The organism is Feifania hominis, from assembly GCF_014384765.1.
Classification (GTDB): domain Bacteria; phylum Bacillota; class Clostridia; order Oscillospirales; family Feifaniaceae; genus Feifania; species Feifania hominis.
Genome location: NZ_JACRSP010000005.1, coordinates 1 through 17,918, shown reverse-complemented (window position 1 = coordinate 17,918; position 17,918 = coordinate 1). Strand labels below are relative to the sequence as shown.

18 protein-coding genes are annotated in these 17,918 nt (G+C 61.7%); 2 read left to right on the top strand and 16 right to left on the bottom strand.

The window, feature by feature from the left end:
- Positions 1-30: 30 nt before the first annotated feature.
- The 8 genes from rsmG to rpmH all read right to left on the bottom strand — a co-directional run bounded on the left by rsmG (position 31) and on the right by rpmH (position 7,072).
- Positions 31-747 carry a 16S rRNA (guanine(527)-N(7))-methyltransferase RsmG gene (gene rsmG, locus H8695_RS10100; protein WP_249301244.1) on the bottom strand — a complete coding sequence of 239 codons (717 nt, stop codon included), beginning with the start codon at positions 745-747 and terminating at the stop codon, positions 31-33.
- On the bottom strand, positions 744-2,639 hold the full coding sequence (gene mnmG / locus H8695_RS10095; RefSeq protein ID WP_249301242.1) for a tRNA uridine-5-carboxymethylaminomethyl(34) synthesis enzyme MnmG: 1,896 nt from the start codon (positions 2,637-2,639) through the stop codon (positions 744-746). Before mnmG ends, rsmG begins: the two co-directional genes overlap by 4 nt.
- Positions 2,640-3,011: 372 nt before the next feature.
- Positions 3,012-4,367 (bottom strand): tRNA uridine-5-carboxymethylaminomethyl(34) synthesis GTPase MnmE, encoded by a 1,356-nt coding sequence (gene mnmE / locus H8695_RS10090; RefSeq protein WP_249301240.1) that lies wholly within the window; start codon positions 4,365-4,367, stop codon positions 3,012-3,014.
- Positions 4,368-4,426: 59 nt separating this feature from the next.
- Entirely contained in the window at positions 4,427-5,155 is a 729-nt protein-coding gene (jag, locus tag H8695_RS10085; protein WP_249301238.1) for an RNA-binding cell elongation regulator Jag/EloR, read from the bottom strand.
- Between the two features lie 3 nt (positions 5,156-5,158).
- Positions 5,159-6,202, bottom strand: coding sequence for a YidC/Oxa1 family membrane protein insertase (locus H8695_RS10080; RefSeq protein WP_249301236.1), 1,044 nt, complete (start codon positions 6,200-6,202; stop codon positions 5,159-5,161).
- Between the two features lie 21 nt (positions 6,203-6,223).
- Positions 6,224-6,436, bottom strand: a complete 213-nt coding sequence (gene yidD / locus H8695_RS10075; protein WP_249301234.1) for a membrane protein insertion efficiency factor YidD — start codon at positions 6,434-6,436, stop codon at positions 6,224-6,226.
- Entirely contained in the window at positions 6,429-6,785 is a 357-nt protein-coding gene (rnpA, locus tag H8695_RS10070) for a ribonuclease P protein component (protein WP_249301232.1), read from the bottom strand. The genes yidD and rnpA overlap by 8 nt, the downstream gene beginning before the upstream one ends.
- Before the next feature lie 152 nt (positions 6,786-6,937).
- Complete coding sequence (rpmH, locus tag H8695_RS10065) at positions 6,938-7,072, bottom strand: 50S ribosomal protein L34 (RefSeq protein ID WP_249301230.1); 135 nt, start codon at positions 7,070-7,072, stop codon at positions 6,938-6,940.
- A 276-nt stretch (positions 7,073-7,348) separates the two neighbouring features.
- On the opposite strand from rpmH, the gene lexA reads away from it, so the two are divergent.
- On the top strand, positions 7,349-7,939 hold the full coding sequence (gene lexA, locus H8695_RS10060; protein WP_249301228.1) for a transcriptional repressor LexA: 591 nt from the start codon (positions 7,349-7,351) through the stop codon (positions 7,937-7,939).
- A gap of 40 nt (positions 7,940-7,979) precedes the next feature.
- A complete protein-coding gene (locus H8695_RS10055) occupies positions 7,980-8,303 on the top strand; it encodes a hypothetical protein (protein WP_249301227.1) in 324 nt (107 codons plus the stop codon).
- Between the two features lie 26 nt (positions 8,304-8,329).
- Here the strand turns inward: H8695_RS10055 and H8695_RS10050 are convergent, their stop codons facing one another.
- From H8695_RS10050 to H8695_RS10015, 8 genes are all read right to left on the bottom strand, one after another.
- A complete protein-coding gene (locus H8695_RS10050; protein WP_249301225.1) occupies positions 8,330-9,031 on the bottom strand; it encodes a dihydrofolate reductase family protein in 702 nt (233 codons plus the stop codon).
- Positions 9,032-9,040: 9 nt separating this feature from the next.
- The gene (locus tag H8695_RS10045; protein ID WP_249301221.1) at positions 9,041-10,147 is read right to left on the bottom strand and encodes a DUF3048 domain-containing protein; all 1,107 of its coding nucleotides are present in this window, start codon (positions 10,145-10,147) and stop codon (positions 9,041-9,043) included.
- A 524-nt stretch (positions 10,148-10,671) separates the two neighbouring features.
- Complete coding sequence (locus H8695_RS10040) at positions 10,672-11,916, bottom strand: aminopeptidase P family protein (RefSeq protein WP_249301219.1); 1,245 nt, start codon at positions 11,914-11,916, stop codon at positions 10,672-10,674.
- Positions 11,917-11,934: 18 nt separating this feature from the next.
- Positions 11,935-12,885: an ABC transporter ATP-binding protein gene (locus H8695_RS10035; protein ID WP_249301217.1), complete on the bottom strand. Its 951-nt coding sequence runs from the start codon at positions 12,883-12,885 to the stop codon at positions 11,935-11,937.
- On the bottom strand, positions 12,885-13,889 hold the full coding sequence (locus H8695_RS10030) for an ABC transporter ATP-binding protein (protein WP_249301215.1): 1,005 nt from the start codon (positions 13,887-13,889) through the stop codon (positions 12,885-12,887). Before H8695_RS10030 ends, H8695_RS10035 begins: the two co-directional genes overlap by 1 nt.
- A gap of 13 nt (positions 13,890-13,902) precedes the next feature.
- Positions 13,903-14,781 carry an ABC transporter permease gene (locus H8695_RS10025; protein ID WP_249301212.1) on the bottom strand — a complete coding sequence of 293 codons (879 nt, stop codon included), beginning with the start codon at positions 14,779-14,781 and terminating at the stop codon, positions 13,903-13,905.
- 5 nt (positions 14,782-14,786) lie between these two features.
- Positions 14,787-15,722: an ABC transporter permease gene (locus H8695_RS10020; RefSeq protein ID WP_249301210.1), complete on the bottom strand. Its 936-nt coding sequence runs from the start codon at positions 15,720-15,722 to the stop codon at positions 14,787-14,789.
- 121 nt (positions 15,723-15,843) lie between these two features.
- On the bottom strand, positions 15,844-17,382 hold the full coding sequence (locus H8695_RS10015) for an ABC transporter substrate-binding protein (RefSeq protein WP_249301208.1): 1,539 nt from the start codon (positions 17,380-17,382) through the stop codon (positions 15,844-15,846).
- Between the last annotated feature and the right edge of the window lie 536 nt (positions 17,383-17,918).

Genomic DNA, 17,918 nt, shown 5'->3' with positions numbered 1-17,918 from the left:
TTTCGACGGCAAACAAAAAAATCCCCTGTTTCACAGGGGATTTTTCGCCATTTGAGCGCCGATTCGGGGGTATTTTTGCGGAGTGCGCGATTTTTTTCGGATCACGATAATACAGTGAGTTAAATCAGAGCCTTTTATAGCGATCTGTTTGATCTCTTCGAGCTCGCCGCCGAGCGTTTGGATGGCGTTTGCGGCGTCTTTGACCTCGTCGGCGGCTCCTGCGCCTTTCATGGCGAGGAACATGCCGCCCACCCTGACAAAGGGCAGACAGAGCTCACAGAGCTTGGGCAGGGCCGCGACTGCGCGGGCCGTCGCCACATCGTACTGCTCGCGAAAAGAGGGGTTTGCGCCGAGCTCTTCGGCGCGCGCGTGGATGGTCTCAAGGTTGAAAAGACGCAGCTCCCCGGCGACCTCGTCGATGTGGTGGAGCTTCTTTCGGGTGGCGTCGAGCAGCACAAAGAAGCTCTCCGGGCGAAGCACGGCGAGCGGCAGCCCCGGAAAGCCCGCACCGCAGCCCACGTCGATCACCCGCATCTGCGGCCCGATGAGACCCTCGCCGAGCAGACTGGCGCTGTCGAGCAGATGCTTTTCCACCACCTCGGCGGGCTCGGTGATGGCGGTGAGATTCATCACCCGGTTCTTTTCGATGAGCCGCTCGGCAATGGTCCAGAGGCCCGCGAGCTGTTCCTCGTCCGCCTCGATGCCAAAGCCGTCAAGACCCTGTTTCAGAAGTTCCTGTGGTGTCACTGGCGTCCCTCCTCACGCGCGCGCTGCTCCAGCCAGACGAGCAGCACGGAAATATCGGCCGGGCTGACCCCCGAGATGCGCATGGCCTGCCCGAGGGTGCGCGGGCGCACCCGGTCGAGCTTCTGGCGCGCCTCGAGGCGCAGCCCGTGAATGGAAAGGTAGTCGATGTCCGGCGGCAGAAGCCGGCCCTCGGTCCTGGCGGCCTGCTCGGCCTGTCGGCGCTGGCGCTCGATGTAGCCCTCGTATTTGATCATGATCTCGATTTCCTCCACCACCTCCGGCGGAAGCTTGAGCGGTCCATAGCTCTCAAGCGAGCGCAGCATCTCATAGCCCACCTGCGGGCGGCGCAGAAGCTCGGCCATCTTCACGCCGGTCGTGATGGGCGTGGTGCCGCAGGCGATGAGGGCGGCGTTGAGCTCCTCGCTGGGAGCTATTGTCGTCTCTTTCAGGTAGGCAATCTCCCCGAGGATGAGATTTTTCTTGACAGAGAAGCGCCGGTAGCGCTCCTCGGGCAGAAGTCCGATATCCCAGCCGATGTCGCTTAAGCGCCAGTCGGCGTTGTCCTGCCGCAGAAGAAGACGGTACTCGCTGCGCGAGGTCATCATGCGGTAGGGCTCGTTCGTGCCCTTGGTCACAAGGTCGTCGATGAGCGTGCCGATGTAGCTGCTCGAGCGCGGCAGAATGACAGGCTCGAGCCCCTTAAGCCGCCGCGCGGCGTTGATGCCCGCCATGAGGCCCTGGGCCGCGGCCTCCTCATAGCCCGAGGTGCCGTTGAACTGGCCCGCGCCGTAGAGGCCGGGAATCTCCTTGAACTCGAGCGACGCGTCGAGCTGAAGAGGGTCGGCGCAGTCGTATTCGATGGCGTAGGCCGGGCGCATGACCTCGACCTGCTCGAGCCCCGCCATGGTGCGCATGAACGCGAGCTGCACATCCTCCGGCAGAGAGGAGGAGAGGCCCTGCACATACATCTCCTCGGTGTCGAGGCCCATCGGCTCGAGGAAGATCTGGTGGCGGTCCTTGTCGGCGAAGCGCACGACCTTGTCCTCGATGCTCGGGCAGTAGCGCGGGCCGATGCCCTCGATCATGCCGCTGAACAGCGGCGAGCGGTGGAGGTTTTCGCGGATGATGCGATGGGTCTCGGGGTTGGTGTAGGTCAGATGGCAGACCACGCGGTTCGGGCCGATGTCATACCCCTCGTTGCCGAAGCTCAGAGGGACGATGGGCTCGTCGCCGGGCTGCACCTGCATGCGCGAAAAGTCGAGCGAGCGGCGGTTGACCCGGGCGGGCGTGCCGGTCTTAAAGCGCATGAGCCGGACCCCGAGCGCGCGCAGGCTGTCGCTGAGCTCCACGGCGGCGTGCATGCCGTCGGGGCCGCTCTCGTAGGCGGTGTCGCCGATGATGATGCGCCCGCGCAGAAAGGTGCCGGTCGCGACGATGACGGCCCGCGCGCCGTAGACGGCGCCGAGCTTGGTGCGCACGCCGCTCACCGCGCCGCCCTCGGTGAGAATCTCGACGATCTCAGCCTGTTTGAGTGCGAGCCCCTGCTGCTTTTCGAGGGCGTGCTTCATGTAAATCTGGTAGCGGCGCCGGTCGCTCTGCACGCGCGGGGAGTGCATGGCGGGCCCCCGGCCGCGGCCGAGCATGCGGCTCTGGATAAAGGTGGCGTCGGCGGCCTTTGCCATCTCGCCGCCGAGCGCGTCGATCTCGCGCACGAGCTGACCCTTTGCCGAGCCGCCGATGCAGGGGTTGCAGGGCATGTTGCCCACGGCGTCAAGGTTCGAGGTGAACAGGGCCGTGCTCCTGCCAAGGCGCGCCGAAGCGAGGGCGGCCTCAATGCCGGCATGCCCCGCCCCGATCACCACAACATCAAAATTTTCCACATGATAGCTCATAATCTGTTTTATTTTCCACGAAAACTGCCGTTTTCGCGGAACCCCTTTATTTGAATATGCACTTCGCCCACGCAAGCCTTATTCATTATCGCGAGGCGCGAAGCACGAGACGAGTTCTTCACAATTTCGTCACCCCCCATGGTGCCGCAGTTGCGTCTTCACAAGCTTCCCTAAATCATCGCGAGGCGCGAAGCGCCAAGCGATTCCTCTTCCCGGGGGCAGCTCGAAGGGGGCCTGCCCCCTTCGTAATCCAATCCCGTCGTTTGGCGAATTCATTTCGACAAACGACTCCTCTCAAAAGTCCCCGCGGTGTGAGCGGGGGCTTTTGCCTGGGGGTGGTTGGGAGGGGGATGCGAAATCCCCCTCCCAGGCCTATTTCCCCACGCAAAACCTCTCAAAGATGCGCCCGATGACGTCCTCGCTCGCGGTGCGCCCGAGAATCTCCCCGAGCGCCTCGATGGCCTCGCGGATGTCGATCTCCGCCACATCCGGCGGCATGCCCTGCGCGAGGGCGTCGTACGCCGCCGCGAGCCGCTCGTCCGCCCGGCGCAGCGCCTCGCGGTGGCGCGCGCTCGTGAGCACCGCCTCGCCCGCGTCGGGCGGGTCACAGAGAAGCTGCGCCTGCACGGCCTGCTCGAGCTGTGAGATCCCCTCGCCTGTCGCCGCTGAGAGGCACACGACCGTATCGCCGGGAAAGTCCGCGGCCGAGAGCACCGGCGGCCGGTCGGATTTGTTGAGCACCACAATGCGCGCGCGGCCCCGGCTCAGCTCGAGCACGGTGCGGTCGTCCGCCGCGAGCGGCTCGCCCCGGTCAAAGACCGCGAGCACGAGCTCCGCGCCCTCAAGCGCGCGCCGCGCGCGCTCGACGCCAATGCGCTCGACCGCGTCGTCGGTCTCGCGGATGCCCGCCGTATCGTAGAGGCGCAGCAGCAAATCGCCCAGGCGCACCGTCTCGTCGAGCACGTCGCGGGTGGTGCCCGCGACCTCGGTGACGATGCTGCGCTCGCACCCGGAGAGGGCGTTCATCAGCGAGGACTTGCCCACGTTCGGCCGCCCCACAATCGCGGTCGGAATGCCCTCGGCCACGGCGCGGCCGTAGGCGTAGCTTCTCAGAAGCCGCGCCGTGTGCGCGCGAAGCCTTTCGACGGCCGCCGAGACGACGCCGGCGTCGGCCGGCTCCATGCCCTCGTGGGCGTAGTCGATACCGACCATGATCTCGGCGTCGAGATCCACAAGTTCGCGGCGCAGCGCCTCGATTTCACCCGACAGAGCGCCGCCCACCTGGGTGAGCGCAAGCTCCGCCGCACGGCGGCTCTTCGCGCCGATGAGGTCCATCACCGCCTCGCTCTGCGCAAGGTCGAGCCGGCCGTTTAAAAAGGCGCGCTTGGTGAATTCCCCCGGCGCCGCCGGGCTCGCCCCGTGGCGCAGCAGGCAGTCGAGCACCTCGCCCACCACCACAAGACCCCCGTGGCAGCTGATCTCAGCCATATCCTCCCCCGTGTAGGAGGCGGGGCCCTCGAAGAGGGTGCAGACCACGTCGTCGACGGGCCGGCCGCCGTCGACCAGCCGCGCAAGGCGGGCGCGGCGGGGCGGCCAGGTGGAAAAGGGCGCGCCGTCCGCCCGGCGAAGAACCTGCCCGAGAAGCGCCCTTGTGCCCTCGCCGCTGACGCGCACCACGGCGATGGCCGCCGTCTGATAGCCGGTCGAAATGGCCGCAATGGTGCTCACGGATTCGTTCCCCCTCTTTCAAAAAAGGGCGGGCTGGCGCCCGCCCTTCTGTCTGATTTTTATCTTCTGCGGCCTCTGCGGGACGCGCCGCTCATGGGGCGCTCGTCCTGCACGCCGCCGGGGCCCTCGTAGTAGATGACCACCTTGCGGTTCGGCTCGACGCCGACCGACCCGGTGCGCACGCCCTCGAAGTCCTGAAGCGTCGAGTGGATGATGCGCCGCTCAAACGGATTCATGGGCTCGAGCGTCATGTTGCGCCGGTACTTGACCACCTTGCCGGCGATCTTCTTCGCGAGACGCTGCAGCGTCTCCTCTCGCTTGCGGCGGTAGTTCTCGGTGTCAACCGTGACCTTGACATAGTCCTCCTCGCCGCGGTTGACCACAAGGCTCGTCAGATACTGAAGCGCGTCGAGCGTGTCGCCGCGCCGGCCGATGACGATGCCCATGTCCTTGCCCACAAGCTCGATGGCGAGCTCGTTTGCGCTCTCGTCGTTCTCAATGAATTCGGTCTCGATGCTCACGTCCATCTCCATCACGCGAAAGAGCTGCGCGAGGAAGTTGCCCGCCTTGTCCGAGGGGTCGTTGTCGGCCGGCTCGGGCTCGTCCTCGGTGACGACCGTCACCTTGACCTTGGCGTCGGTGGTGCGAAGCCCGAGAAAGGATCTCGTCGGCGTCTCGAGCACCTCGATTTCCACATTCAGATCGTCGCGGTCCACGCCGAGCGCGGCGCACCCGGCGTTGATGGCGTCGTCAATGGTCTTGCCTGTCGCAATGTACTCGTTTCTCACTGGTTATTCCTCCCCCTGTCCGTCGCCGTCGTCAGCGGCGCCGTCCTGCGGGACCTGCGGTTCGTTCTGGTCCTGCTTTTTCTGGTTGTTGTATTTGCGCGCGCCGCTGTGCTTTTTCTTTGCGGCCTCTTCCGCCTCGGCGCGCTCGAGCGCGAGCTTCTGCTGCATGAGCGCTTTCTTCTTCTTGCGGATCTCCTCTTTCTGGCGCTCCTCTTCCTCCATCTGGGCGATGATCTTTTTGGGGTTGTAGATGAGATTCAGGCCCCAGCTCTGCACCATGCTCATCACGCTCGACATCGACCAGTACAGGCCGACGCCCGCGGGCATCTGAAAGCAGAAAATCAGCGACATGATGGGCATGACAAGGTTCATGGTCTTCATGTTGGCCTGCTGCGGAGCGGGGTTCATCTTCTGCATGTACCAGCCCGACACCCAGGCCATCACGCCCGCGAGAATCGGGATGAGCCACAGAAGCGAAATTTTGGTAAAGCTCGGCGTCTCGGCGAGGTTGATGCCGAAAAAGTTGAAGTCGATGGGTTTGACGCCCTCGGGCAGAAGATGGGCGATCTTATCGGCGTTGTGGTACATGGCCTCGGCGATCGGAATCTGGATATAGCCGGGCTTGTCGATCATGCCGAGGTTCAGCGCCGCGTCAATGGCGCGGATGGTGTCCTGCGACAGATTCAGAATGTAGGTCAGCGGCTCGTTGATGATCTTATACAGCGAAAAGATGATCGGGAACTGAATCAGCAGCGGCAGACAGCCGGCCATGGGGCTGTAGCCCTCGTCCTGGTAGAGCTCCATGAGCGCCTGGTTGAGCTTCTCCTTGTCCTTGGCGTACTTTTTGCGGATGGCCTCCTCCTTCGGCTTCATGCGCAGCATGGCGATGGAGCCCTTCTGCTGCTTGATGCCGAGCGGGAAGAGAATCAACTTGACAAGGATCGTGAACAGAATGATCGCCAGACCGTAGTTGTTGACCAGGTCGTAGCAGAACTTGATCACCCAACCGAGCGGCTGGTTGAGTATGACGTCAAAGATTTGTCCCATTGTCTTCCTCCAACATGCAATTTAGGGAACCGGGTCATAGCCGCCCCGGTGAAAGGGGTGGCACTTTAAAATCCGCCGCAGGGCGAGCCAGCTGCCCCTGAGCGCTCCATACCGGCCGATGGCCTCGAGCGCATACTGCGAGCAGGTCGGAGTAAACCGGCAGCACGGCCTCTTATACGGCGAGATGTACTTTCGATATCCTCGGATGAGTGCGATGAGAAACCTCTTAATCATGGCGCGGCCCCTCGATCAGGCCAAATTCGGTGAAGATCTCCTCCATGGCGGACTGTACCTGCTGGCACCGGGCGCCGAGAATGCGCGTTCGCGCCACGAGCACAAGGTCGTAGCCGGTCTTCATGCGCGGCTCGAGCAGCCGCAGCGACTCGCGCAGCAGCCTCTTGGCCCGGTTGCGCTGCACGGCGTTGCCGACCTTTTTGCTCACAGTCAGTCCATAGCGGTTGACACCGGCGTTTCGCCGGTTGCGAAAGCAGTAGACCGCGAGATACTTGCCCGCCCTGGTCTTGCCCCTGGCGTAGGCGCGCTTGAACTCGCGGTTCTCGGTGAGGGCGGTTGTTCTCGTCATAGTTACTCCATGAGCGCAAAAGAAGATAAAACAGCGACAATCCAAATGGTCGGTCGCAAAGGGCGCTCCCTCCCGAAGAGGTTGTATTTCATGAAGTTCGCTTCGCTCACTATAAACAAAAAGGCCACAAACTGTTTTGTGGCCTTCATGGTTTAGTGGGTCAGTCGGACTCTTCCCTTGGCTCTTCTTCTGGCCAATACTTTTCTTCCGTTGCTGGTTCTCATTCTCTTGCGGAAGCCGTGCTCCTTGGCTCTGTGTCTCTTTTTGGGCTGATAGGTTCTGAGCATTTAAAACCCCCCTCTCTCTGTCATGGGATAAACACCGAAAAGCCTCCGGCAGGCAGGCGCGGCGGTTTGCCGCTATTTACCCCATCAGGTTAATGGCAAACTATATTATAAGCGAAACGCAAAACAAAAGTCAAGCACTTATGCGCGTCCGGCGGCCTGTGACGGCCCCTTGAAGCAATTTTTTTGAAAAAATTCAGAACAAATGTTGCTTTTTCTCAAACCGCATGCTATACTGACAGCATAAAACAACAAATGTTCGAGTTTTGGAGGTGTGCCATGAGAACCGGCGACAAAAAAGAGCGCGAGGTGCTCGACTACATCCGCGAGCAGATTGAGACCTGCGGCGTGCCGCCCTCTCTGCGCGAAATCGGCGCGGCGGTGGGGCTCAAGGCCGCCTCATCGGTACACGCCCACATCAAGAATCTCGCCGACAAGGGTCTTATTATATATGAAGAGAACAAAAAGCGCGCCATCTCTCTGCCGAACGCGGTCAAGACCGTGGGCGTGCCCATTCTCGGCCGGGTCACGGCGGGTCTTCCCATCCTCGCGGTGGAGGAAAACGAGGGGCTTCTCCCGGTGAGCAGCGATGTGGCGCGCGGGCGCGAGCTGTTCGCGCTGCGCGTGCGCGGCGACAGCATGATAAACGCCGCCATCCTCGACGGGGATCTCGTGGTGGTCGAGCGCACACCCGAGGCGCGAAACGGCGAGATCGTCGTCGCCCTCATCGAGGACGAGGCCACGGTCAAGCGCTTCTACCGCGAAAACGGCCGCTTTCGCCTGCAGCCCGAAAACGACGCCTACGAGCCGATTCTCGTCGAGAGTCTCACGATACTCGGGCGGGTCATCGCCTCGGTTCGCTACTACTGACCGACGACATTGCAATTGACTGACAAGTGAGGGAATACAAATGACCGCAAAACAGGGCTTAAAACTATTGATAAACGATACTCTTCGGCTTCTTGTCGATTATTACTATACACTGCCGGTGCTTGGCACCCTGCTCTTTCTGCCGCCGGTGATGCGCACGCTCGCGCGCGGGCGCATCGACCCGGGCGAGCCGCTGCGCTTTGCGGTGGGACTCGGCCTCTACGCGCTGGTCGTCGGTTTTACAGTCATGGTGGCTCTTGCGAAGCGCTCCGTGCGCCGCGAGCGCCGTGAGCGCAACGTGGTGGTTCTCACACCGGCCGCTCGCCGGCCCGCCCCCGCTCACACCACCGGCCGCAGCGCCTGACAGAAAATCAGCCGATTGGGCTCCCCTCAGACGGGGAGTCCTTTTTCTTTCTGCTCCGACATGATCTGGTAGCGCAGCCGCACATAGCTGTGCTCCAGCGCCTCACAGCCCACAAGGCGCAGCATACCGAGCTCGTCAAGCCCCGCGGGCGGCGCGCCGTCAATGGCCGTGGGTGTTTTGCTTCCGCCGACAAACAGCGGGGCGACGATCAGCTCGGCATAGTCCAGCAGTCCGGCGCGCAGCAGCAGGGCGTTGAGCGTGCCGCCGGTCTGCACAGTGAGCCGCTCGCAGCCGTGCTGATTGCGCAGCCAGCGGAGCGCCGCGCCCAGATCAAGCCGCTCCTGAAGCAATACCGACAGATTCTCCTCGCGCATGCACAGAGCCGGGTGGTCGGGGTTGACGGTCACAATCGCGAGCTCTTTGGCGTAGCTGCAAAACCACTTCACGCCGCTCTCCCGAAGATGGCCATTGTCCACAAGCGCAAACGACACGGCCGTGCGCCTCTCAGGCCGGGGGCGCTCGTTGACGCCGATCTTCGCCTGCACCCGCCCTGAGCACAGCGACCAGAGATCCGTCCTCTGCTCCAGGGCATAGTACTGCGCAAGACCGGCCGCCGTCGCCGGCAGGCGCGGCAGGTCGGCGTCGAAGTCAAAGTCGTCGGTCTCGCCGGTGCTGATCTTGCCGTCGGCCGACACCAGTAAAAAGAGGGTTGTCACCGGTCTGTCCATACGCGTCTCCTATTCCAAAGTGATCTTCTTCCGGTCCGAGAGAATGCTCACAAAGCTGCGCCCGGGGTTGATGGCGAGCTCTTTTCCCTGCGCATCCATGAGTTTGACAAAGCTGCTGTCGGACTTTTTCTCCCACCTGATCTCGCAGACTGTGCCCCGCGAGCAGTAGTAGCCCTTGCCGCTGCCCGTGGTCGCGACCGTGACGCGGCTCGCGTCGTCGCCGGGAATGGCCTTGACCGAGGTCTGCAAAATGATGACGTTCTCCACCGCGATCTGCTCGCCGGTCAGGCCGTCGATGTGCTTTTTGCCGTACTGGTAGCGCTCATAGAGGCCGGTGTCGGCGTTGTACTCATAGCTCGGCGCGATGTAGTTTGAAAAGGGAATCTTGACAAACTCGGCCCTCTGCTCGCCCGCCGGAGCCGGGGTCTCGCGGAACGTGTAGAGCGGCTTCAGCTCCTGCTCGAGTACGGCGCGCTTTTTGAACTTCTCGATGGTGGCCGTGATCTTCTCGCCGCTTGTCATGACGCTGTGCTCCCAGGCCGCGTTCTTGATGCGGTCCTTATCGCGCCAGTAGAGACTCTTCTCCACGTCGCCGTTGATGCCGTCAAAGGCGTCGAGGTCGCCGCGCTTGAGCGCCTTGTAGGCCTGAGGGCTGCCGCCGTAGTGCAGAAAGATGGCGTCGAGCGGGCGCGCGTAGTCGAGAAAGTAGTCGCGCGCGCTGCGAACCGTGCCGATCTGCTCGATGTCCTGATAGTTGTAGAAGACCGCCATGATGCGGTTGGTCTCCCCCTCGGCGGGGAACTCAAACCAGCCGTCGGCCGAGCCGATGCCATTCTGGGGCAGGGCGGGCTTTAAGTTGTTGATCATGACCGCCACCGGCCGGGTCATCTCATAGCTGTCGGGCATGGGCTGCCCCGTCAGCGGATTCCAGTAGCGCACCACCGGCTCGGACTCAGGCTCAGGCACGGGTTCCGGTTCCGGCTGTGGGTCCACCGCGGGCGGCAGATCCTCCTCCCCGCCCGTGACGGGGGGTACCGGCTCCGAAGATGGGGATTTGCACGCCCCCAGAGCCAGCAAAAGCAATACACTGAGTAATAGTGCTACTGTTCTCTTCAAATTGTATTCCCCTTTCCATTCCCTCTGCGCCCGCAGATGCCGGACGCGGCCCATTGGGTGGGCATGCCTCGCGAATCCTACGGGCAAACCTGCCGGGCCTGCGTGCCCGCCACGAGCCCGCACGCAAACCTGCCCGGACGTCAGTCCGACCGTGGACGCGGGTCCGTGAGGTATGGCGGATTGCCCCGATATCAGCGCGTATCATCTCCACACAAGCCCGCTGACGTGAGTCCGGCCGGGCTTCGGTTCGTGAGCTGCCCGAGCGCAAGCCCCAGCTGCCGAGTGCAGGCCCGATCTGCCCGGGCGCAAACCCACATGCCTGGGTGCAAGCCCTTATGCCGGGCGCAAGCCCTTATGCCGGGTGCAAGCCCTTATGCCGGGCGCAAGCCCTTAGCCGGGCGCAAGCCCTGAAACCATCTTACCATGATTTCGGGCGCGGGACAACCTTGCCCAAAGCGAAAGCGCCCGCCCGAACCCCCGTGGGTTCGGGCGGGCGCTGTATCTGTCCGACATTTTACAGAGGGTCACGGGGCGACCATGTTCTCCACGTCGTTTGCGGTGCGCGGCAGAGCCTGCGACAGGTTCACAACCCCGTCCTCCGTCACGAGCACATTGTCCTCAATGCGGATGCCGATGCCCCACTCGGGAATGTAGAGCCCCGGCTCCATGGTATGCAGGCAGTTTTTCGGAATCACGCGGTCGAGGCGGCGGTAGTCGTGCAGGTCGAGGCCGATGGGGTGGCCGCTGCCGTGGAAGTAGTAGCGCTCCACCTCGCGCGCGTCGTCGATGAGACCGAGAGACTTCAGGGCCCCGGCATAGAACTCCTTGATCTTGGCGTTCACCGCGAACTCAGTCGTGCCGACGCACAGCGCATCCATGCCAATGGCGAGCGCCTCGAGAACAATGTCATAGACCTCGCGCTGGCGGGGGGTAAATCGGCCGCTGACCGGAAAGGTGCGCGTCAGGTCGGAGACATACCAGCCGTTCAGCGCGCCGACGTCCATGAGCACCATGTCCTGCGCGCCGGTGACGTAGTTTGCCTCGTTGTAGTGGAGAATCGTGGCGTTCTTCCCAGCCGCCACCACCGAGCGAAAGCGCGGCGCGCTGCCGTGCATGCTCAGGTAGTGGATGTAGTGGGCCTTGATCTGGTACTCGGCGATGCCCGGCTCCATGAGCGCGGCGGTGTGGGTGAGCGCGCCGATGGCGAGGTCGACCGCCTGCTGCGTCAGCTCGACCTCCTCGGGCTCCTTGGAGCCGCGAAGCTCGGTCAGGATGTCGAGGGGATTTAAAATCTCCATCGCCGGGTAGGTGCGGCGCAGACGGTCGGCAAACTGGGCATAGAGGGTCTGCGGCTCATGAAGCCCCGCGATGTTCGAGTAGAGATAGACGCTCTTTGTGCTGCCCGAGAGAAAGACCCGGTTGTCAAACTCGGTCTCAAACTGGTAGGTGTACAGCACATTCTCGATGCCCGAGACGGCGGCGGCCTCCGCGGGGCGCATCATCTTCGCCTGCCACTTCTCATAGTGTTCGTCGACCGGCGGCAGAAAGAGATAACACTGGGTGCGGCCGCGGCTCTTCCAGAAGAGCAGAATCATGTTGTCGCGGTCGATGCCGGTGAAGTAGTAGAAGTTCCGGTCCACCGAGAACGGATAGGCGAGCTGGTCGTTGGTGTCGCGGCGGTAGATGCCTGAGAAGAACACCGCCATCGAGTCGTCAGCCATCCGCCCGGCAAATTTCTCGCGGTTTTTTGTAAAGAATAGGCGATCCATTGTAGGCTCCTTTCGCTCTCAGCGCAGCACACAGGCCACGAAGTGGCCGGGGCTGACCTCCCGAAGCGGGATGCTCTCGCCCGTGCAGGCCGGCGTCGCATGGGGGCAGCGCGGGGCGAAGCGGCAGCCGGGCTTCGGGTTGATGGGGCTTGTGACCTCGCCCGTGAGCAGCTTGCGGGGTCTGCCGCGGCGGCTGAAGTTCGGCACGGGAATCGCGTCGAGCAGCGCCTCGGTGTAGGGGTGAAGCGGGTTTGCGAAGAGCTCGTGGGAGGAGGTCTTCTCCACGCACTGGCCCATGTACATCACCATGATCTCATTGCTGATGTGGCGCACCACGCTCATGTCGTGGGTGATGAAGATGTAGGTCAGCCCCATCTGCTCCTGCAGATCCATCATCAAATTGAGAATCTGGGCCTGAATGGACACGTCGAGCGCCGAGACCGGCTCGTCGCAGACGATGAACTCCGGCTCGAGCGCGAGCGCCCGGGCGATGCCGATGCGCTGGCGGCGGCCGCCGTCGAGCTCGTGGGGGTAGGCGTTGGCAAAGCGCTTGGAGAGGCCCACGGTCTGCATCAGCTCCTCCACGCGGCTGTGGCGCTGCTCACGGCTCTCACAGATGCCGTTGACCCGCAGGGGGTCGGCGATGATGTCGCTGACCGACATGCGCGGGTTGATCGAGGCATAGGGGTCCTGAAAAATCATCTGCATCTTGCGGCGCATCTCACGCATCTGGGGCTTTGTCAGCTTCATGATGTCCTGCCCGTTGAAGAGCACCTCGCCGCCGGTGGCCTCGAGCAGCCGCAGCACGACCCGGCCCAGCGTCGACTTGCCGCAGCCGGACTCGCCCACCACGCCGAGGGTGCTGCCCCGCTCGAGCGTGAAGCTCACATCATCCACCGCGTGCAGCACGCCCGCAGAGGTCGAAAAATATTTTTTCAGGTTTCGTGTTTCCAAAATGGTATCCGGCATCACGCGTTCCCTCCTTGCGCTGGTTTGCTGCCCGGCGCGCCAAACAGGTGGCAGCGGATCGAATGGCCGTTCTCCGTGTGGAACCGGGGCTGCTCGGTCTCGCACACCGGCATACAGTGGGGGCAGCGCGGGGCGAACTTACAGCCCCTGGGAAGATCGGTCGGGTCCGCCATGAGGCCGTCGATGGGGTGGAGCCGGCGCTCGTCTTTGGTCATATCGGGAATGGCACCGAAGAGCCCTACGGTGTAGGGGTGGTGGTTCTCCCGCTCGAAGATATCCTCCACCGCGCCGTATTCGATGATCTCGCCGGCGTACATGATGGCGACCTCGTCGCAGTTTTCCGCCACCACGCCCAGGTCGTGGGTGATCAGAATCATGGCGGTGTCCATGCGCTCGCGAAGCGAGCGCATCATATCGAGAACCTGGGCCTGAATGGTCACGTCGAGCGCGGTGGTGGGCTCGTCCGCCAGCAGCAGCTTCGGCTCGCAGACCAGGGCGATGGCGATGACGATGCGCTGCTTCATGCCGCCGGAGAACTGATGGGGATAGTCCTGCCTGCGCTCGGGCGGGATGCCCACCATGGTCAGAATCTCGTCGAGGCGCTTTTCGAGCTGCTCCTTTGTGAGGTCCTTGCGGTGCAGGGAGATGACCTCCATGATCTGCTCGCCCACCGGAAGAACCGGATTCAAGCTGGTCATGGGGTCCTGAAAGATCATCGACACGGTGTTGCCCCGCAGCAGGCGCATGTCCTCCTCGGTGGCGGCGGTGATGTCCTTCCCGTCGAGGACGATCTGCCCCTCGGTGATGGAGCCCACCTTTTTGGGCAGCAGCTTCAAAACGGCGAGCGCCGTCGTGGTCTTTCCGGCGCCCGTCTCGCCCACAAGGCCCAGGCTGCGGCCCTTGTCGAGCGTGAGGTCGACGCCGTTGACCGCGCGGACCTCCTCGCCCTCGTCCGTGTCATATTTGATATGCAGATTTTTGATCGTAAGCAGATGCTCTGACATGGCGATCACCTCATCAATTCTTCAGCTTGGGGTCCATGGCGTCGCGCAGACCGTCGCCGATCAGATTCAGCGCCATGACCGCCAGCACGATTGCAACGCCGGGCACAATGATCTCGTGCGGGTAGTACATCATGAACTGCTTTGCCTCGGAGAGCATCGCGCCCCACTCCGGCACGGAGGAGGGCAGCCCCAGACCGACAAAGCTCAGCGAGGAGATCGTCAGAATGGTGGTGGCCATGCTCAGCGTCGCCTGCACGATGATCGGGCCGATGCTGTTCGGCAGAATGTGGCGCAGGATGATGCCCGTGTCGGTCGTGCCGTAGGCGCGGGCGGCCTCCACAAACTCCTGCCCCTTGACCGTCAGAATCGACGAGCGCACAATGCGCGCAAACCGCGGCACACCCGAGATGCTCAGCGCCAGCAGCAGATTCCACATGCCGTTGCCGAGCGCCGCCACGATGGAGATCGCAAGCAGAATCGACGGAATCGCCATGAACACGTCCATGATGCGCATGAGCAGGTTGTCGACCCGGCCGCCGTAGTAGCCGGCCACCGCGCCGATGATCGCCCCGACGCTCAGAGAAATCAGAATGGTCAGAATGCCGATGAACAGGGAGATGCGCGCGCCGAAGATCACGCGCGCGAAGAGGTCGCGCCCGTAGTGGTCCGTGCCGAGAAGATGTCCGGCGCCGGGTGGCTGGTTGCGCTCAGCCATGTTGTGCGAGAGCGCGTCGTTATCGTAGCTCGCAAGAAAGTTTGCGAACACCGCCACCAGTGTCAGCGCCGCAAACAGGCAGAGCCCGAACATGGCGAGCTTGTTTTTGCGAAAGCGGCGCATGATGAAATACAGCTGGCCTCTGTGCTCATTTTTCAGCTTGTCGGTTTTTTTCATACGCCTCACCTCGCCTTGATGTACTGGGATTTGACGCGCGGGTCTATGTAGGTGTAGAGAATGTCGATCAGCAGATTGACGATGCTGATCGTCAGCGCCACGAACAGAACCGCCGCCATGACCATGGGCACATCCTTCTGCCGGACGGAGGTGATCATCAGCGTGCCGAGCCCCTGAATGGAGAAGACCGACTCGCAGATCACCGCGCCCCCGAGCTGTAAGCCGAAGTTGATGCCGATGGTCGTCACGACCGGCAGCAGCGCGTTTCGCAGCGCGTGGCGGAAGATGACGACCTTCTCCGGCGCGCCCTTGGCGCGCGCCGTGCGGATGTAGTCCTCACGGATGACCTCGAGCATCGTTGAGCGGGTCATGCGGATGAGCGTTGCCATCGAGCCGATGGCGAGCGTGATGCAGGGCAGAATGAAGCTCGTCCATGTGCCGTCGTACACGGCGGGCAGCAGATCGAGCTTCAGCGAAAACGTCAGCATCAGCATCAGCCCCAGCCAGAACGCCGGAATGGACGTCATGACCAGCGCCAGCCCCAGGCTGACCGTGTCAATGATCGTGTACTGCTTGACGGCGGACAGAATGCCGATGGGGATGCCGATGACCACCGCAAGGCCAATGCCGAAAAAGGCCAGAATCAGCGTATTCGGGAAACGGCTCATCAGCTCCTGAGCCACCGGCAGCTCGGTGCGGTAGGAGTTGCCGAGGTCGCCGCGCAGGGCGTTGCCCATGTATTTGAAATAGCGCACAAAGAAGTTCTCGTTGAGCCCCATCTCCTCCTCCAGCTCCGCGATGGCCTCGGGCGTGGCGTTTTCCCCGAGCTTCATCTGCGCCGGGTTGCCCGGCGTCAGCGCCATGATCGCAAAGATGATAAAGGAAATCCCCAGGATGACGGGAATCATCATCAGCAGCCGTTTTCCTATAAATTTTAACATTGTTCACACTCCCGATCCTCTTTTCGCTTGGGGAAGCGTCTTGCGAAAGGAACAAGCAGATGCAGCTCAGCCGGGCTGAACTGCATCTGCGCTTTTGTTTCTGATTGATTCCCCCGCGCGCTTACGCGCCCCAGGACAGGTCGTACACGTAGATACTCTGGTCGCTGAACGCCTTGAGACCCTGCAGCTTCACGTTGCCGGCAACGCCCACGGGCGGGTTGACCAGCGGCAGCAGAACGGCGTCGTCCTTGATGATCTGGCAGAGCTCCGCATAGGCCGCGGTGCGCTTGGCCGGATCGCTGTCAAAGCGGCCGATCTCCAGCAGCTCGTCGAGCTTCGGGTTGTTGACCTTGGTGAAGTTGTTGCCGCCGCCGATGTAGTCGCTGTGGTAGCGCATAAAGGTGATGAAGTCCGCATCCGGCTGCAGCGCCGAGATGCTCAGAACCGACATGTCATACTGGCAGTTGGTGTAGACGTCCTGCAGGTAGGCGGTTCTCTCCATGAGCTCCTGGTTGACGGTGATGCCGACCTGGCGAAGCTGGTCGACCAGAATGTCGGAGATCTTCACATAGTAGCCGCTGCTCATGGTGGGCATGTTGATCGTCAGCCCGTCGGGATAGCCCGCCTCAGCGAGGAGCTGCTTTGCCATTTCGGGGTTGTACTCGTAGTCGTCGGGGTTCTCGGGCGCGCCGAAGCAGTTGCCCGGGATGACCGAGTGGGCGACCGAGCCGATGCCCTCCATCGCGCCGAGCAGGATGGACTCCTTGTCAATCGCGTAGGCGATGGCCTGGCGCAGCTTCACATTGTCGGCGAAGAGGCCCTCGGCGTTGTTGAACGTCAAAAAGAAGAACGAGTCGGCGATGGTCTCGTCGTACTGGAGATTCGCGTTGCTGGTGATGTTCTGCTTGTCAGAGGTCTGGGTGTTGGCGATCACGTCAATCTGGCCCTTTTCCAGCGCGACCAGCGCAGAGGTGCTGTCGGCGATGACCATGTAGGTCAGATCTTTGATCTTGGCCTCGCCTCTGTGGTAGTCGGCAAAGGCTTTCATCACAATCTTCTCGCCCGACTTCCACTCGACCACCTGATAGGGGCCGGCGCCGACCGGAGCGCGGCCGAAGCCCTCGGGGTCCGCCTCGACGGCGCTCTTTGAGACAATCGCGCAGTTGACGTTGGCAAGGCACCCCTCAATGGGGCCGTAGGAGTATTTGAGCTTCATCAGCACATGGGTGTCGTCGATCTTTTCCACTGACTCGATGGCGCCGGTCATACGGGCCGTGCTCTTGCTCTCGAGCGCTCTCTGAAACGAGAAGACCACATCGTCAGCGGTCATGGTCTCGCCGTTGTGGAACTTCACACCCTCGCGCAGGGTAAAGGTGATTTCAGTCTGGTCATCGTTGTAGGTCCAGGACTCGGCGAGGCCCGGAACGAGCGAGCCGTCGGCCTCCTTGCGAACGAGACCCTCGTAGACATTGCCCGCGATGCTGAAAGTGTTCAGCTCGTTTGCCAGGGAGTAGTCAAGAGAGGTCGGCTCCGCGGTGATGGCAATGGTGAGGTCCTGCCGGTCCTCCGTATTCGGGAGCTCGTCTTTCTTGCTCCCGCAGCCCGCCAGAGCGGACACGATCAGTACAAGGCATAATAACAAAGAGATTTTGCGCTTCATTACAAACATTTCCTTTCCTTTTATATATAGCAAATGATTTTAACTTAAAAAGTAGGCCTATTATAGTATAAGTTTTAAAAACTTTCAAGTTATTTTCACACATTTCACAGATGTGCCAATAGATGTAATTTGACAAAAAAATCCTTGTTGCACTTTTCACAAAAAATATGGTCAATTTTTAGGCAGAAACGTCGATACTTACCGTCCCCCATCGTGCCAGGCAATGCCTGTACAAGAGGGTTTCTCTCCGACGATGTCCCCCGGGCTCCGCGGGCGGGCCGCCGTGAGCAACCAGCTGTGCAAGTTTTTCCCGCAGGTGTAACCAGTTTCATGAGTCCGTTAGAAAAGAGGTAAGCAAAGGTAACAAAAAGGAGGCGGGGAATCATAGAATAATTCTAACTCATGTGTTACGATATCATTAATTCTAACACATGAGGAGGAATGTGGAATATGCCATATGATGCAGACGAGACCATCGTCTACAACAGCAAGACCGGCCGGTGGGAGACCATGACCGGCAAACCTGTCAACATGCC

Excerpts from the sequence above, each read along its gene's own strand:
- mnmG (WP_249301242.1), bottom strand. The coding sequence starts at position 2,639 with ATGAGCTATCATGTGGAAAATTTTGATGTTGTGGTGATCGGGGCGGGG.
- H8695_RS10080 (WP_249301236.1), bottom strand. The coding sequence starts at position 6,202 with ATGGGACAAATCTTTGACGTCATACTCAACCAGCCGCTCGGTTGGGTG.
- yidD (WP_249301234.1), bottom strand. The coding sequence starts at position 6,436 with ATGATTAAGAGGTTTCTCATCGCACTCATCCGAGGATATCGAAAGTAC.
- rnpA (WP_249301232.1), bottom strand. The coding sequence starts at position 6,785 with ATGACGAGAACAACCGCCCTCACCGAGAACCGCGAGTTCAAGCGCGCC.
- rpmH (WP_249301230.1), bottom strand. The coding sequence starts at position 7,072 with ATGCTCAGAACCTATCAGCCCAAAAAGAGACACAGAGCCAAGGAGCAC.
- lexA (WP_249301228.1), top strand. The coding sequence starts at position 7,349 with ATGAGAACCGGCGACAAAAAAGAGCGCGAGGTGCTCGACTACATCCGC.
- H8695_RS10055 (WP_249301227.1), top strand. The coding sequence starts at position 7,980 with ATGACCGCAAAACAGGGCTTAAAACTATTGATAAACGATACTCTTCGG.
- H8695_RS10050 (WP_249301225.1), bottom strand. The coding sequence starts at position 9,031 with ATGGACAGACCGGTGACAACCCTCTTTTTACTGGTGTCGGCCGACGGC.
- H8695_RS10040 (WP_249301219.1), bottom strand. The coding sequence starts at position 11,916 with ATGGATCGCCTATTCTTTACAAAAAACCGCGAGAAATTTGCCGGGCGG.
- H8695_RS10035 (WP_249301217.1), bottom strand. The coding sequence starts at position 12,885 with ATGCCGGATACCATTTTGGAAACACGAAACCTGAAAAAATATTTTTCG.
- H8695_RS10030 (WP_249301215.1), bottom strand. The coding sequence starts at position 13,889 with ATGTCAGAGCATCTGCTTACGATCAAAAATCTGCATATCAAATATGAC.
- H8695_RS10025 (WP_249301212.1), bottom strand. The coding sequence starts at position 14,781 with ATGAAAAAAACCGACAAGCTGAAAAATGAGCACAGAGGCCAGCTGTAT.
- H8695_RS10020 (WP_249301210.1), bottom strand. The coding sequence starts at position 15,722 with ATGTTAAAATTTATAGGAAAACGGCTGCTGATGATGATTCCCGTCATC.
- H8695_RS10015 (WP_249301208.1), bottom strand. The coding sequence starts at position 17,382 with ATGAAGCGCAAAATCTCTTTGTTATTATGCCTTGTACTGATCGTGTCC.